17 protein-coding genes are annotated in these 13940 nt (G+C 42.2%); 10 read left to right on the top strand and 7 right to left on the bottom strand.

What is annotated here, in order from left to right; all coding sequences use genetic code 11:
* Positions 1-76 precede the first annotated feature (76 nt).
* A complete protein-coding gene (dapA, locus tag H6G77_RS10890; RefSeq protein ID WP_190590477.1) occupies positions 77-961 on the top strand; it encodes a 4-hydroxy-tetrahydrodipicolinate synthase in 885 nt (294 codons plus the stop codon).
* Positions 962-1203: 242 nt separating this feature from the next.
* Positions 1204-2979 (top strand): ribonuclease J, encoded by a 1776-nt coding sequence (locus H6G77_RS10895; protein WP_190590476.1) that lies wholly within the window; start codon positions 1204-1206, stop codon positions 2977-2979.
* Positions 2980-3026: 47 nt separating this feature from the next.
* On the opposite strand, the gene H6G77_RS10900 is transcribed toward H6G77_RS10895, so the two are convergent.
* The 4 genes from H6G77_RS10900 to H6G77_RS10915 form a co-directional block, all read right to left on the bottom strand.
* Positions 3027-3227 (bottom strand): hypothetical protein, encoded by a 201-nt coding sequence (locus tag H6G77_RS10900; protein ID WP_190590475.1) that lies wholly within the window; start codon positions 3225-3227, stop codon positions 3027-3029.
* Between the two features lie 50 nt (positions 3228-3277).
* Positions 3278-4789, bottom strand: a complete 1512-nt coding sequence (locus H6G77_RS10905; RefSeq protein WP_190871563.1) for a peptidoglycan-binding protein — start codon at positions 4787-4789, stop codon at positions 3278-3280.
* Between the two features lie 504 nt (positions 4790-5293).
* Positions 5294-5770 carry an SH3 domain-containing protein gene (locus H6G77_RS10910; RefSeq protein WP_190590570.1) on the bottom strand — a complete coding sequence of 159 codons (477 nt, stop codon included), beginning with the start codon at positions 5768-5770 and terminating at the stop codon, positions 5294-5296.
* 178 nt (positions 5771-5948) lie between these two features.
* Entirely contained in the window at positions 5949-7460 is a 1512-nt protein-coding gene (locus H6G77_RS10915; protein ID WP_190590473.1) for an AAA family ATPase, read from the bottom strand.
* 206 nt (positions 7461-7666) lie between these two features.
* On the opposite strand from H6G77_RS10915, the gene H6G77_RS10920 reads away from it, so the two are divergent.
* The 5 genes from H6G77_RS10920 to H6G77_RS10940 all read left to right on the top strand — a co-directional run bounded on the left by H6G77_RS10920 (position 7667) and on the right by H6G77_RS10940 (position 9570).
* Positions 7667-7936: a BrnT family toxin gene (locus H6G77_RS10920; protein ID WP_190590472.1), complete on the top strand. Its 270-nt coding sequence runs from the start codon at positions 7667-7669 to the stop codon at positions 7934-7936.
* A complete protein-coding gene (gene brnA, locus H6G77_RS10925; protein ID WP_190590471.1) occupies positions 7917-8144 on the top strand; it encodes a type II toxin-antitoxin system BrnA family antitoxin in 228 nt (75 codons plus the stop codon). Before H6G77_RS10920 ends, brnA begins: the two co-directional genes overlap by 20 nt.
* A 119-nt stretch (positions 8145-8263) precedes the next feature.
* Positions 8264-8827 carry a peptide deformylase gene (def, locus tag H6G77_RS10930; RefSeq protein ID WP_190590470.1) on the top strand — a complete coding sequence of 188 codons (564 nt, stop codon included), beginning with the start codon at positions 8264-8266 and terminating at the stop codon, positions 8825-8827.
* A gap of 10 nt (positions 8828-8837) precedes the next feature.
* Complete coding sequence (locus H6G77_RS10935; protein ID WP_062293148.1) at positions 8838-9041, top strand: hypothetical protein; 204 nt, start codon at positions 8838-8840, stop codon at positions 9039-9041.
* A gap of 331 nt (positions 9042-9372) precedes the next feature.
* Positions 9373-9570, top strand: a complete 198-nt coding sequence (locus H6G77_RS10940; protein ID WP_190590469.1) for a hypothetical protein — start codon at positions 9373-9375, stop codon at positions 9568-9570.
* Positions 9571-9576: 6 nt separating this feature from the next.
* Here the strand turns inward: H6G77_RS10940 and H6G77_RS10945 are convergent, their stop codons facing one another.
* Complete coding sequence (locus tag H6G77_RS10945; protein ID WP_313954492.1) at positions 9577-9891, bottom strand: hypothetical protein; 315 nt, start codon at positions 9889-9891, stop codon at positions 9577-9579.
* Positions 9892-9940: 49 nt separating this feature from the next.
* On the opposite strand from H6G77_RS10945, the gene H6G77_RS10950 reads away from it, so the two are divergent.
* Together H6G77_RS10950 and H6G77_RS10955 are read left to right on the top strand one after the other, a co-directional pair.
* Complete coding sequence (locus tag H6G77_RS10950; RefSeq protein WP_190590468.1) at positions 9941-10684, top strand: dienelactone hydrolase family protein; 744 nt, start codon at positions 9941-9943, stop codon at positions 10682-10684.
* Between the two features lie 104 nt (positions 10685-10788).
* Complete coding sequence (locus tag H6G77_RS10955) at positions 10789-11691, top strand: S1 RNA-binding domain-containing protein (RefSeq protein WP_190871564.1); 903 nt, start codon at positions 10789-10791, stop codon at positions 11689-11691.
* A gap of 255 nt (positions 11692-11946) precedes the next feature.
* Here H6G77_RS10955 and H6G77_RS10960 read toward each other — a convergent pair whose 3' ends face one another.
* Positions 11947-12432 carry a hypothetical protein gene (locus H6G77_RS10960; RefSeq protein ID WP_190871565.1) on the bottom strand — a complete coding sequence of 162 codons (486 nt, stop codon included), beginning with the start codon at positions 12430-12432 and terminating at the stop codon, positions 11947-11949.
* Positions 12433-12590: 158 nt separating this feature from the next.
* On the opposite strand from H6G77_RS10960, the gene H6G77_RS10965 reads away from it, so the two are divergent.
* A complete protein-coding gene (locus tag H6G77_RS10965) occupies positions 12591-12803 on the top strand; it encodes a helix-turn-helix domain-containing protein (protein ID WP_062293164.1) in 213 nt (70 codons plus the stop codon).
* A 34-nt stretch (positions 12804-12837) separates the two neighbouring features.
* Here the strand turns inward: H6G77_RS10965 and H6G77_RS10970 are convergent, their stop codons facing one another.
* Positions 12838-13932 carry a glycosyltransferase family 1 protein gene (locus H6G77_RS10970; protein ID WP_190871566.1) on the bottom strand — a complete coding sequence of 365 codons (1095 nt, stop codon included), beginning with the start codon at positions 13930-13932 and terminating at the stop codon, positions 12838-12840.
* Positions 13933-13940: the final 8 nt, after the last annotated feature.

Consider the following 13940-nt stretch of genomic DNA (forward strand, 5'->3'; position numbering starts at 1 on the left):
TGGCGAATAAGCTATTACATTATAGAAAACCACCAACATAACAAAAACCAAGCAGGTAATCAGGAGAAAAACGAGGGTGGGAGATTTTGGTAGAGTTTTAACCGCTATGATCACACCGTTTAAACCAGACGGTAGTGTGAACTATGGTGTAGCGGCAGAACTAGCAGCGCATCTAGCTAACAACGGAACAGATACGTTGGTGGTATGCGGTACAACAGGAGAATCCCCAACCCTAACTTGGGAGGAGGAATACCAGCTATTTTTGGAAATATTGCAGGCTGTGTCCGGCAAAGCCAAAGTTATAGCAGGATGTGGTTCCAATTCCACCAAAGAAGCGATCGCAGCAACCCAAAAGGCGGCTAAAATAGGAGTACACGGTACATTACAAGTTGTACCTTATTACAATAAACCGCCCCAAGCTGGTCTATATCAACATTTTCAGGCAATTGCCCAAGCTTGCCCTGAAACCCCCGTGTTGTTATATAACGTTCCTGGTCGTACCGGTCAAAATCTCAGTGCCGAAACCGTTGCCAAATTAGCAGAAATTGATAATATTGTTGGAATAAAAGAAGCCAGTGGTAATTTAGACCAGGCAAGTGAAATCCGTCGCTTGACATCACAAGAATTTCAGATTTACGCTGGAGATGATTCCCTTACCTTGCCCTTGTTAGCACTGGGGGCAACAGGAGTAGTCAGTGTGGCTTCTCATCTGGTAGGAAACCAACTACAGCAGATGATTCAAGCTTTTAGTGCGGGAAAAATTGCAGAAGCTAGAGACATTCATCTTCAACTATTCCCGTTATTTAAAGCTTTATTTATCACTACAAACCCCATTCCCATTAAACAAGCACTCAAACTTCAAGGTTGGGAGGTTGGTTCAACTCGTCCGCCACTATGTGATGCTGACTCGGAAATAAGCCAAAAACTGGAGGCGGTGCTTCAGAAACTGAATTTAATTTAGGCAGTAGATGATTGGCAATTTGCCGCAAATCTATATATGAATAATGGGCAGATTTTCAGGATGCACTTTTCCAAACAGTGCTATTACTGCTCAGATATTGACAATTTCGATTTTATTGCACCAAAAGTTGAAAATCTAAACGAAATTTGACTGCTTTCCTAGAGAGAGCCAGTGTTGTCTTTAATACAAGCTTGCTAACCTTCAATTTATTAACACTAAACCACAATCTAACTAAGGAGAAAATGGCTAAAAACGAAGCTGACTCCGCCCTAAAAATTATTCCTTTGGGCGGTTTACATGAAATTGGCAAAAATACCTGTATTTTTGAATACGAAGATGAAATTGTTTTATTAGATGCAGGTTTAGCTTTCCCCACGGAAGCAATGCACGGTGTAAATATTGTCCTGCCTGATACGACATATCTCAGAGAAAACCGTGACAAAATCAAAGGGATGATCGTCACCCACGGTCATGAAGACCATATTGGTGGCATTGCTTTTCACTTGAAGCAGTTTGAAATCCCGGTGATTCATGGGCCAAGACTGGCAATGGCTATGCTAGAGGGCAAACTAGAAGAAGCAGGTGTACGCGATCGCACAGAGTTGCGTTCAGTGATGCCCCGTGATGTCGTGCGAATTGGTAAACATTTCTTTGTTGAGTACATCCGCAACACCCATTCCATCGCGGATAGTTTCACAGTTGCTGTTCATACTCCCCTGGGTGTCGTAATTCACACAGGGGATTTTAAATTTGACCATACCCCAGTTGATGGCGAAAAATTCGACTTGCAACGCTTGGCAGAACATGGCGAAAAAGGCGTGCTGTGCTTGTTGAGTGATTCCACCAACTCAGAAGTACCGGGCTTTACACCTTCGGAACGTTCTGTTTATCCCAACTTGGATCGGGTATTCAGTCAAGCCACTGGGCGATTGTTTGTTACCACCTTCGCCTCTTCGGTGCATCGCATCAACATGATTTTGCAACTGGCGCAGAAACATAACCGCGTAGTCACGGTGGTGGGGCGTTCAATGTTGAATTTGATAGCCCATGCCCGTAACTTGGGTTATGTCAAATGTGAAGATAACTTACTGCAACCACTACACATGGTTCGCAATCTGCCAGATGAAAACGTGTTGATTCTCACCACCGGTTCTCAAGGTGAGACAATGGCAGCCATGACCCGCATTGCCAATAAAGAACATCCCCACATCAAAATCCGCGAAGGGGATACTGTAGTCTTCTCGGCTAACCCCATTCCCGGCAATACGATCGCAGTTGTCAACACCATTGATAAGTTGATGTTGCAAGGTGCGAAGGTTGTCTATGGCAGAGATAAGGGAATTCACGTTTCTGGTCACGGCTGTCAAGAAGACCAAAAACTGATGATTGCCTTAACTCGTCCCAAGTTCTTTGTCCCGGTTCACGGCGAACATCGGATGTTAGTGAAACACTCCGAAACTGCCCAAAGTATGGGTATCCCCGCCGAAAACATGGTGATTATCCAGAATGGAGATGTTATAGAACTAACGGAAAATTCCATCCGTGTTGGAACTCAAGTGAAATCTGGGATTGAACTGGTAGATACTTCTAGTTCTGGTATGGTGAGTGCCAAGGTGCTGCAAGAACGGCAACGGATGGCAGAAGAAGGAATTGTGACAATTGCCGCAGCGATTGATTGGACTGGTAAACTGATGGCCAAGCCAGAAATTCATCTGCGGGGTGTTGTTACCAGTGTAGAGCGATCGCTGATCCAAAAATGGGTACAGCAACGCATTGAAGAAATCCTCGGCGTGCGCTGGTCAGAATTTGCGGCTTTGGGCAGCGAGCAAGCAGATGTAGACTGGGGTGGATTGCAAGGAACGTTAGAAAGAGAATTAGCACGTTCAATTCGGCGAGAATTGCAATGTCAACCAACTGTGACTTTGTTAATGCAAATTCCCGACGAACCAGAAGCAACAATGAAAGTTACCGATGGTAGAAGAAGACGGACGCGGACGGCTGCACAAGTGGCATCTTAAAGAGTGCTGAGTAAATAATATTTTAGAGACGTTGCATTAAAACGTCTCTAAGATATTAATTGTCTGATTACTTGATATAACAAAACAATCACAATTGGGACGATAATCGGGATAGTTACGAGCAGTCCCCATTTATCAAAACGCAGTTTTTGTCCTTCCGACTTGAAAAGCGCAATGACCGCAACTGCGCCCATAAATATCCAGACAACCCCGAAGATAATAAAGATCACAAATGCTGAGTCTGGCATTCTTTTGCTGGTATTGGATCTGACCGACTAGATTCTAGACTAGCGAAGTCTTAAAGAAATTGCACTTTGGCGTTTAAGCCTTTGGAGCGTAACATTTTTGTGAGATTTTCGGCAACAGAGCGATCGCTAAATGCCCCAGCATTCACATAATTTCCTGACATGGACACATCTGGAAAAGCATTGGGAACAAAGCGACGCACTTTGTCGAGGGTATCGCCATTTTGCATTGGCACTGCTGCTACATAATAACGACTACTCACCGGACGATTTAGCGCCACAGAATTATCAAAACCTAATGCTTTCCAAGTTTGTGCATCTACTTTACCTGTAGGATTTAAGCGATATTCCTTTTGAAATTCCACTACAGCCGCTTTGGTATATTCGCCAAACACCCCATCTAATGAGCGGTTAAAATATCCTAATTCTGACAAACGCCCTTGGACTGCTTTGACATTCTCTCCTTTTGCACCCATTGAGAGAACTACCCTAGTTGGTTGATTAGAATATCTCCCTGTCCAGACTTGGCGCACCGCTTTTACAAGTTGGGCATCAATAATGCCATCGGCTGTGAGTTTATTATCGCGTTGGAACTCTACAACCGCATTTCTGGTTAACGTGCCGACAGTCCCAGTCGAATCGCCATAATAGTAGCCTAAATCTCTTAGTAATTGTTGTACATCCCTTACTTGCTGACTGGAAGTATTGGGTTTGCTAGAAACTGGAGGATTAGACAGCGCATCCCAAGTTTGGGTATTTGCAACCCCAGTGGCGGGTAAACCTGCTTTGCGTTGAAAGGCAATGACAGCATTTTTCGTGATGCTTCTAAAATTCCCGGTGGGATTCATCTTAAAGTAGCCCAAGTCTCGCAACCGTTGTTGTAGTTTGGTGACTGCTGGGCCTTGGCTACCTTCCGCCAGAGTCGGATATTCCCCGCCAACACTTAAATTACTTTGTAGTGCTTGGGCTGTTCTACTATCAAAAACTCCGTTAGCCGGAATTCGGGAAGCTTGTTGAAACCGGATGAGTGCTTGTTGAGTTTGTGAGCCAAAATAGCCAGTTTTGGGGCCGTTAAAATAGCCTAAATTGCGGAGATTTTGTTGTAATTGAGCAACGGCTGTACCTCTACTACCAAAGCGCAATTGTCCATTACTACTGTCACTGGGAGTCCCACTTTGGCATGATTGTTGTAAAGCCTGCTGAGTCCTCACACCCACAATTCCATCAACAGCCAGCCCTCGCGCTTTTTGAAAACTACTCACTGCTTGTTGAGTTAAGTTTGCAAATCTGCCAGTTACAGTGCCTTTAAAATAACCTAAATTTTTTAAGCACTGCTGAATGTTTGTAACTGCTGTGCCACGACTACCTACTTGCTGAAGGGCGAAAGTTTGGTCAGCTAGGTTTAAAATTCCGATAGTCAGTGCTACAGATAAAAGCCGCATTGCCACAGGGCTAGACAGTTTAGGCCACTGCCAAAATTTAAATTCTAATTTTATCGGTACAATCTCTATGTTTTCTGAGGCTTCGTAGGCTGAGGCGACATGAAGATAACCAATGGCTTCCATGATGTTTTCCCAAGTTTTCGGCTGATGACAATTCCCTGAGTACAAGAAAAAAGTATTTCGCTTGACCCTCTGAATTTTAGATTTTGGATTTTGGATTTTGGATTCTTTAGGGTACAAGCCCCACCCCGCAGAATTTTGGATTTTGGATTTTAAATTTTGGATTTAATCTAAAAGACGCTCCTGCGTCGCTAACGCTACGCTATCGCAAATCTAAAATCCAAAATTGTTGGACTTTTGTTTTAAGGTTATGGGTTTGGCTATTTGTTTACATCACAAGGAGCAAACTGCTTTTCGGCAAAAGTGGAAAATTTTGATGTTAAAAATTAATTGGATTGACTAGAATCTATAAAGTTTTTTGAATGTTAATTACAGTGATCAGTATATATAAAAATATACCACTTTCTATAAGTAATAACTGTGGCTTTTACTAAAAAAGTATAAAGATTAGAGAGTAGGAAATAGGTAGTAAGAATTAGTGAGTTCAGATGGGGATGATTTCTAACTTTAGTTGGTACGTTCAATGTTGCCAATTTTTACCCAACCTTCTTGGTCACTACCTTCTGTGCGAATCTTCACCCAAGTTTTATCAGGGTTTTCTTCTAAAACAATGATTTTTTGATTGAAAGTCACTCCCCCAACTTTTTCGGCTGACTGATTAGGTTCGGCACGTAAACTCAAACCTTCAGACCAAGTAACACGTCCTTGATAAGCGCCAGGTGGTAATTTTTCAGGAGATTTTGTGGGTGTTGGTGTGGAGGTTGGAGTTGGAGTAGATTCCGGTTCAGGTGTGATGACAGAATCGTTTTTAGGTTCTTTGGTAGCTTGGTTTTTCAAAGAAGGATTATCATTGGCAAAAATCGGTTTATTGGGCGGTATGGCGGTTTGATTGATGAAATACAGCGCCACCGTCATACCCGTACCTAATAAAACAGCGATCGCTAGGATAAAACCTAGTATTAACTTAAGTAGACCAGAAAGCATAGTTACATTAATAGTCAATAGTCAATAGTCAATGGTCAACGGTGAATGGTCAATAGTCAAGTATGAAGTCTGAAGTATGAAGTGTGAAGTTATGTAGCCGTGCTGTGCGTAGCTTCTCTGAATAGCATAAGTTTTAGACTCAAAAATTTCAGACTTCAGACTTCACACTTCATACTTTCTAACGTAGCTTGCCAAAGGCATCGCTGAGGGGGCTGTGTTTTGAGGCGAGACGCGCTCTCCCAGCCGCCGCCCATTCTTGGAGTTTTTGAATTTGTTCTACAGCCGTTCGCGCCAAGGGGATGATTTGGCTGGCGGCTTCTAAAACATCGTCGGTATTAAAATCACGGTTTTGGCTAAATCCAATGTGCATAGCTTCAATCAGAGTTTGCTCAATTTCCGCCCCAGAAAAATCAGGTGTTTCATAAGCTAACCTATCAATGTCATAGCTTTTCAAGTTATGGGGGCGCAATCTGGATAAATGAACGTTAAAAATTGCTTTTCTTTCTTCTTGAGACGGTAAACCAACAAAGAAAATTTCATCAAATCGCCCTTTTCGCAACATTTCTGGTGGTAAGGCTTGAATGTCGTTGGCAGTAGCCACGACAAATACAGGTGAGGTTTTCTCGGCTAACCAGGTGATAAAAGTGCCAAATACCCGGCTAGTCGTGCCTGCGTCACCTTTGCTCCCCAGCCCCGAAAAAGCTTTATCTATTTCATCAATCCACAAAATACAGGGGGCGAGGGCTTCGGCTACCTGAATCATTTGGCGTGTGCGTAACTCTGATTCCCCGACTAAACCGCCAAATAACCGCCCTACGTCTAAGCGTAACAAAGGTAAGTGCCAGTGATGAGCGATCGCTTTGGCTGTTAAAGATTTTCCTGTTCCTTGAATCCCCACCAATAGTAAACCACGGGGATGGGGTAAGCCATACTGACGCGCCCGTTCGGTAAATGAACCACCACGCCGTAATAGCCAATCTTTGAGGTTATCCAATCCGCCAATATCAGAAATTTGCTCGGTAGCGGGGTAAAAATCAAGAATTTGGGTTTGGCGGATGGTTTGGCGCTTTTCTTGTAAAACCAAGTCTACATCTTCTGGTTGTAATTCGCCGTGAGTAGCGATCGCTCTGGCTAAAACCCGCCGAATCCGTTCCATAGATAGCCCTTGACAAGAGCGCACCAAATCATCTAAAAGCTTCCCAGAAAGCGAGTTACCCGTAGATTGCAGTAAGCGTTCTATCTCGGTTTTAATTTCCGGCGCGGCGGGTAAAGGAAATTCCACAACCGTTAAAATTTCGGTTAAATCGTCGGGAATGGCGATGCGCGGCGACAATAAAACAATATTTTTTGGTTGCGATTTTAAAAGTCGGGCAAAATTGCGGAGTTTACGGGCGATCGCCACATCATCTAAAAAACGATGGTAGTCTCGTAAAATTATGACTGCCGGTGCTGAAGCTGGTAATTTCTCTAAAAATTCCAAAGCTTGTAGGGGATTGCGTCGCCCAAAACCGGCATCATTGGGGTTTCCTTGATAGCCATCAACAAAATCCCAAGTATAAACAGGGCGATTACCTTGATTGGCGGCTTCTTCCCGAATGGCTGCTTCGACCCGTTCTTCTTCGTAGGTGGGAATGTAAATTAACGGATAACGGGCGCGTAGCAGCAATTTAAACTCGTCACGGAAGTTCATATCTAGCTGTTAGTTGTGAGTTGCTCTTGATGGCAATGTACAACTTTCTTTCACCAATCAGCTATAAATGCTGTCTAGTCGTTGTCTAGTTTTTCAACGCGAAAATACGCTCAGTAATTCCCAGTGCGATCGCTTTTTGGGAATAAGTGGGAATTTGCCTCTTTATTAGTATAATAAAGGTATGAAAATTATACCTTTTGAGTGGTGTGGAATTTGAATTTGACGACTCTAAAAGCCAATCAAACCTAGCAAAGCACGGAATTAACTTTCTAGAGGCACAAGAACTCTGGGCTGATCCTGATCGAGTTGAAATTCCGGCGCGGATAGAAGACGAACCAAGATTTCTGGTCATCGGTAAAATCGCTCAAAAGTGCTGGTCAGCCATCATTACCTATCGAGAGAACAGAGTACGGATTATTTCAGTCCGACGATCACGACAAGAAGAGGTAGCAATTTATGAAAGCAACAGAATTTGATGCCAAATTTGATCAGGATGAAGACATCACCGAATTTTTAGACCTTTCCCAAGCCAAGCGTCCTGGTCATGAACAGAAAAGAGTCAACGTTGATTTTCCAACCTGGATGATTGAAGCATTAGATTATGAAGCGAAACGATTGGGTGTTACTCGTCAATCAATTATTAAGGTATGGCTTGCAGAAAGACTTGCACAGCTATCTCGCTAAAATGTGATCGCCCATCAACTCCAGATAATTCTGAATTCTGCTGCATCACCATGAGGTCTAACTCAGATTGATAGAATTAAGTTAGTTGGAATTTGCACAATTGAGCCATTGAAATAATCATGCCCTCTGAAATTGCTGTTGAGAAAAAAAAGTTAAAAAATCCGCCACTGAAGCTGCACTATCTGGGCGATCGCGCGTTGCGTCAACCAGCTAAACGTATTACCAAAATTGATGACGAACTGCGCCAACTGGTACGCGAAATGTTGCAAACTATGTACAGCAGTGATGGCATTGGTTTGGCTGCACCCCAGGTAGGCATTAATAAACAACTGATCGTAATTGACTGCGAACCAGATAACCCCGCAAATCCGCCACTGGTATTAATTAATCCCGTAATTAAACAAGTCAGCAAAGACATCTGCGTTGCTCAAGAAGGCTGTTTGAGTATTCCGAATATTTATATGGACGTAAAGCGTCCTGAAGTGGTGGAAATTGCTTACAAAGATGAATATGGCCGTCCCAAGACATTAAAAGCTGGGGACTTACTAGGACGCTGCATTCAACACGAGATGGATCACCTCAACGGTGTGGTATTTGTCGACCGTGTAGAAAATTCCTTGACTTTGGCACAGGAGTTATCTAAAAATGGCTTCTCGTATCAAGCCGTGAAACCAGTAGCATAGGGGACTAGTAGTGTATTTAACTCCAAAAAGCGGTTTATTTCTCGGTGCGTCTTGCATAACAGCGATCGCCGCCGTTGGTTCGGTGTTTGAACTCAGTTATGGACAGCCAGATTTAGGCTTTGAAACCACTGCAATTATCTTAGGATTAAGTATTCCACTAACAGGATTATTTTTTATTGCCGCAGTGAGGGACGCAAGGGCTAACATAAAATAAGCATCAGGTATATAAAAAAGGTAAAAGGATGACCAAAATCAAAGTTCACCCTTTTACCTTTTATTTTTCTACCTAAACCTGTCAGCCTTAACCTCTAGCCCCTAGTACAGTGCGGCGTAAATAAAAAGACCATAAGAAATTGCTAAAAGGCTTGTGGTATCACTATTCTTTCTTTTTCCTTTTGACTTTTGACTTTTGCCTTGTTGTACTAGCCTCTAACCTCTAGCTCCTATTCTCAATTTTGGTAACTCAGCACTCAATACTTTTAAAGTCAACAGGTAAAATTTATCTTGTGGGTAGGAAAACGCCCTAATTTCGAGAGGAATCGACTGTGGAACCTAAAATTAACTGCGCCCAAGCCTGCGTCAATGGTTGTATTTTAGGGGATAAATGCCCCAATATCGAGTTTAGAGAAGCAGCCTCACAATTCATCAAAGAGACTTCTTTAGACGAAATGCTGGCTATGGCGGAAGAGCGTCTGCGTAAAAAGATGACAGAACCGCCAAAATGGGTGCTACCGGAAGATTAGTAGCTGCTAAATAGCGTCTGGATCGATATTTAATTCTCGCAGTTTTGCGGCTAGGCGATCGCTACGTTGTTTTGATTGTTCAGCAAGTTCTCTGGCTTGTTCGGCGAAATGAGCTTGTTGTTCTGCACGTTCTAACTCCTGTTGTGCAACTTCTTCGGGTGTCGGAACTAGTTGCTCTTCAGGAGTATAAAACCTTAATGTTTCTTGATGGACTCCCAAGTATAGCTCAAGTTGCTGACTCCACAATAAACCTTGAGGATTTGGGATTATTGGTTGATATTTACCGAGCAGTTGATTAATTACTAGGAATAGCTTAAACATACTGGCATGGGTTAGATCCAATAACTGTGGAGCATTCGGAGAAATAACTATGTCAGAACTAGCAATCAGCACTTCCTGGGTGAAGCTTTCACCAAATAATCTGCAAATTTCGGCTTACTTGGCGCAACCTCAAGAACCCGGTACTTACCCTGGAATTGTAGTTTTACAAGAAATTTTTGGTGTTAATAGTCATATTCGAGATGTGACCGAGCGAATTGCCAAGTTAGGGTATGTTGCGATCGCACCGGCATTGTTTGATCGGTTCGCTCCCGGTTTTGAAACGGGTTACACTCCACAAGATATTGAAGTTGGCAGAAAATACGCTTGGGAGCAAGCCACAGCATCACAATTACTCAGCGATATTCAATCAGCCATTGATTATCTCAAAACTTTGCCGCAAGTCAAACAAAACGCCATTGGTTCTATTGGTTTTTGTTTTGGCGGTCATGTAGCTTACCTAGCGGCGACTCTCCCGGATATTAAAGCTACGGCATCTTTTTACGGTGCGAGGATTACTAACAGCACACCGGGAGGTGGCGCTGCTACTTTGACGCGGACTCCAGAAATTCCCGGCACACTCTACGCCTTTTTTGGGATGGAAGATCCCAGCATTCCCAGAGAACAAACCGAAGAAATTGAAGCAGAGTTAGAAAAATACAAAATTCCTCATCGTGTCTTCCGCTACGATGGAGCTGACCACGGATTTTTTTGCGATCGTCGTGCCAGTTATAATCCAACAGCTGCTGCTGATGCTTGGATTGAGGTACAACAATTGTTTAGTCAATTGAACTGAACGTCATTTGTCCTTGGTCATTGTTCATTGGTAATCACCAAGGACAAATGACCCACCTCAAAATTCAGTGGTCATAGCTAAATAACAATTAATTTTCATTAGTCATGAATTCCGAATCGAAACTTTCTCAAAAAGCCAATTCGTCGTTTACAATGGACGATTTTGCTCAAGCACTAGAAAAACACGACTACCAGTTTCAAAAAGGCCAGGTGGTTCACGGTAAAGTGTTCCAGCTTGACCCGGATGGTGCTTATGTTGATATTGGTGGCAAGTCGTCGGCTTATATTCCCCGCGATGAGGCTTCTTTGAGAGCTGTTACCGATTTATCGGAGGTACTGCCTTTACATGAAGAATTAGAGTTTTTGATTATCCGAGAACAAGATGCCGAAGGTCAAGTAACTCTTTCTCGCCGACAGTTAGAAATTCGACATATCTGGGAAAAAGTCGTACAAATGCAAGAAAATTCCCAGACGGTAGAAGTTCGGGTAACAGGTGTAAATAAAGGTGGTGTCACCGTTGATTTTCAATCTTTGCGCGGGTTTATTCCGCGATCGCATTTAACCGAACGTGATAACTTAGAAGCACTGAAAGGTAAAACTTTAACGGCTGGCTTTTTGGAAGTAGACCGCAACAATAAAAAACTTATTCTTTCTCAACGTTTAGCCACTCGTTCGAGTAATTTCAGTTTGTTAGAAATTGGTCAGCTAGTTGAAGGTAAGATAACTGGCATTAAACCATTCGGAGTGTTTGTTGATTTAAATGGGACGAGTGCCTTGCTACATATTAAGCAAGTCAGCCAAAAATTTATTGAATCTCTCGAAAAAGTTTTTCAAGTCGGTCAAACAATTAAAGCTGTGATTATTGACTTGGATGAAGGCAAAGGTAGAGTTGCAATTTCTACAAGAATTTTAGAAAATTTCCCTGGCGAAATTCTCGAAAATCTTGATGAAGTTATGGCTTCAGCCGAAGCACGCGCTCATCGTGCAGCAAATAAAACTGCTGAATAGCTGTTTTCGCGTTTCCTAGTCTACTAAGGTACAAATTTATCTGTTTCCATCTGTCTTGAAAAGTTTTGCGCCGGGAAACCCGGACGCGCAAACTTTTCGCTGCGTGCATCCGCGTTTATCTGCGGTTAATTATTCTTTCCTGTACCTTAACAAGAGCAGCTTCAACAAGTCTGAAATAGTCATTAGTTATTTGTCATTTGGCAATACAAATAACTAATGACTATTTCAACCAAATATGTTTACTTGAAATATAAATCAGCTTAATAATGATTTTTCTAAGCGATAACTCTTTCTGAGTTCCTGCAAAGTTTCTTCTGTAAAGGCAAATTTAATTAAAGCGATTAACTCACCCCAACTTTGTAAGTTCTGTTCAGAAAGAGCTTGCCAAAACTCATTGATAAAAAATTCTGTCCACCATTCAGGCGCGTGCTTTCTGTAGGCATAGTCATGTTGTTTACGCCACCGCCTACGCCATTTAACAAACTCAGCAGGTGTCGGTGGTTCTACGCCCAAAATCGGCGGAAAATCAGCATAACTCACAAACCTACTCACACCCTTTGCATGGATGTAAACTACATACCTCCAGCATTCGATTGTATGTATATCACCAAAGCCAATGCGAAACATCAGACAAATTGCTTCTTCAGTCACAAATCTTGCTAGTGAATTAATACATAAAGATTTATGAACAATTTTTGATGCACGGATGACAAGTGTCCTGGACTTAAGTGATGATACCATGAAAATATCTGTAACTTCGGTAGAATGAACCCTATCGGTGTTTACGGTATGCTTTTTGTAAACAATGCGATCGCCTTTCAGTTTTCCAGGCCGGAAGGCGGTCTTTTTATAGAGTATAATTATTAAAAGATTTATATCAGTCAGTTGTCAAGTAACTTATGGGAATGATTCGCCTCAAGATTCGAGAGTTTGCTGCGGAGAAAGGCTGGACACTGAAAGAAGTCTCAGACCGTTCTGGTGTAGTGTACAGCACTCTCAGGACTTACGCGCGATCTCCAGGATTAGCAACTGTAGATTTTACCGCCATTCAAAAGTTAGCCAGGACTTTTGATGTGATGATTGAGGAACTGGTGGAAGTTGTTCAAGAATAAGCTCAAAGTATTATTACTCCCCACTCCCTAATTTTCACAAATAACGTGCTAAAACTTCAGCCGTTGCATTACCAGTTTTTTCCCAACTAAATAAATTTGCTCTGGCGATACCTTGAGTTGAAAGATGCGATCGCAATTCTGAATTTGTCGCAATCGATTGCATCGCCTCAGTAATTTCTGTAATTTTGTAGGGATTAACTAAAATTGCTGCATCTCCAGCCACTTCAGGTAAAGAAGAAAGGTTCGAGGTGATGACTGGTGTACCGCAAGCCATTGCTTCGAGAACCGGGAAACCAAAGCCTTCCCACAGACTAGGAAAAACAAGAGCGATCGCACCATTGATAATGATTGGTAATTCTTGATAATCTACATAATTGAGAAACTTGACTTGATGAGTGATGCCTAATTCCTCAACTTGTAACTGCAAAATGGGGGTGTAACGTGGATCATTTGGCCCTGCTAACCATAATTCATAATCTTGATGATTTGGGAGTGCGGCAAAAGCACTAATCAGGCGTTGTAAATTTTTATAAGGGTCTTGCCTACCAATGTAGAGAAAGTAATTGCGAGTTGGTAGATTGAGATGGCGAAAATGAGTGCGATCGTGCGCTAAGGAAATAGGCGTAATTTTACTAGCTGGAATTTTGTAAAAACTAACAATATCATCAGCCGTAGCTTGAGAATTACATACAATATGCTGTGCTTGCTTCAAAACTTGCGGAACATAATAACGATGATATGGTGTTAGTGGCGAAAAGCGTTTAGGAAAACGCAACGGGATTAAATCGTGAGACATCACGACAAAACGACAGTTACTATATAGAGGTGCTTCTGGTAAAGGCGAAAATAACAGTTGCGATGCCAACTTTTGATAAATCTTCGGTAACTGTAATTGCGTCCATACTAAACGGCGAAAATGCCCCATTGTCCCATCAGCAGGAGTAAGATTATTGGGTACAGAATAACAACTAAACTCAGGATAATTGTAGGCAGTTAATAAGGTTGGATTTAGGAATTTTAAATAAGGAAAAAGATTTTGGGCATAGTTACTGATGCCTGTTGGTTTAGCTAAAAGTATCGATAAGTTAATAATTATTTGATTGGATAAGTAACTTTCTTTCTTATTCATTTAAGCAT

Origin of the sequence: Aulosira sp. FACHB-615, assembly GCF_014698045.1 — a bacterium.
Taxonomy (GTDB): Bacteria; Cyanobacteriota; Cyanobacteriia; order Cyanobacteriales; family Nostocaceae; genus Nostoc_B.

What these genes read in the sequence shown, in the direction of transcription:
- H6G77_RS10895 (WP_190590476.1), top strand. Translation starts at nt 1,204, where the DNA reads ATGGCTAAAAACGAAGCTGACTCCGCCCTAAAAATTATTCCTTTGGGC.
- H6G77_RS10900 (WP_190590475.1), bottom strand. Translation starts at nt 3,227, where the DNA reads ATGCCAGACTCAGCATTTGTGATCTTTATTATCTTCGGGGTTGTCTGG.
- H6G77_RS10905 (WP_190871563.1), bottom strand. Translation starts at nt 4,789, where the DNA reads ATGGAAGCCATTGGTTATCTTCATGTCGCCTCAGCCTACGAAGCCTCA.
- H6G77_RS10910 (WP_190590570.1), bottom strand. Translation starts at nt 5,770, where the DNA reads ATGCTTTCTGGTCTACTTAAGTTAATACTAGGTTTTATCCTAGCGATC.
- H6G77_RS10915 (WP_190590473.1), bottom strand. Translation starts at nt 7,460, where the DNA reads ATGAACTTCCGTGACGAGTTTAAATTGCTGCTACGCGCCCGTTATCCG.
- brnA (WP_190590471.1), top strand. Translation starts at nt 7,917, where the DNA reads ATGAAAGCAACAGAATTTGATGCCAAATTTGATCAGGATGAAGACATC.
- def (WP_190590470.1), top strand. Translation starts at nt 8,264, where the DNA reads ATGCCCTCTGAAATTGCTGTTGAGAAAAAAAAGTTAAAAAATCCGCCA.
- H6G77_RS10945 (WP_313954492.1), bottom strand. Translation starts at nt 9,891, where the DNA reads ATGTTTAAGCTATTCCTAGTAATTAATCAACTGCTCGGTAAATATCAA.
- H6G77_RS10950 (WP_190590468.1), top strand. Translation starts at nt 9,941, where the DNA reads ATGTCAGAACTAGCAATCAGCACTTCCTGGGTGAAGCTTTCACCAAAT.
- H6G77_RS10955 (WP_190871564.1), top strand. Translation starts at nt 10,789, where the DNA reads ATGAATTCCGAATCGAAACTTTCTCAAAAAGCCAATTCGTCGTTTACA.
- H6G77_RS10960 (WP_190871565.1), bottom strand. Translation starts at nt 12,432, where the DNA reads ATGGTATCATCACTTAAGTCCAGGACACTTGTCATCCGTGCATCAAAA.
- H6G77_RS10965 (WP_062293164.1), top strand. Translation starts at nt 12,591, where the DNA reads ATGGGAATGATTCGCCTCAAGATTCGAGAGTTTGCTGCGGAGAAAGGC.
- H6G77_RS10970 (WP_190871566.1), bottom strand. Translation starts at nt 13,932, where the DNA reads ATGAATAAGAAAGAAAGTTACTTATCCAATCAAATAATTATTAACTTA.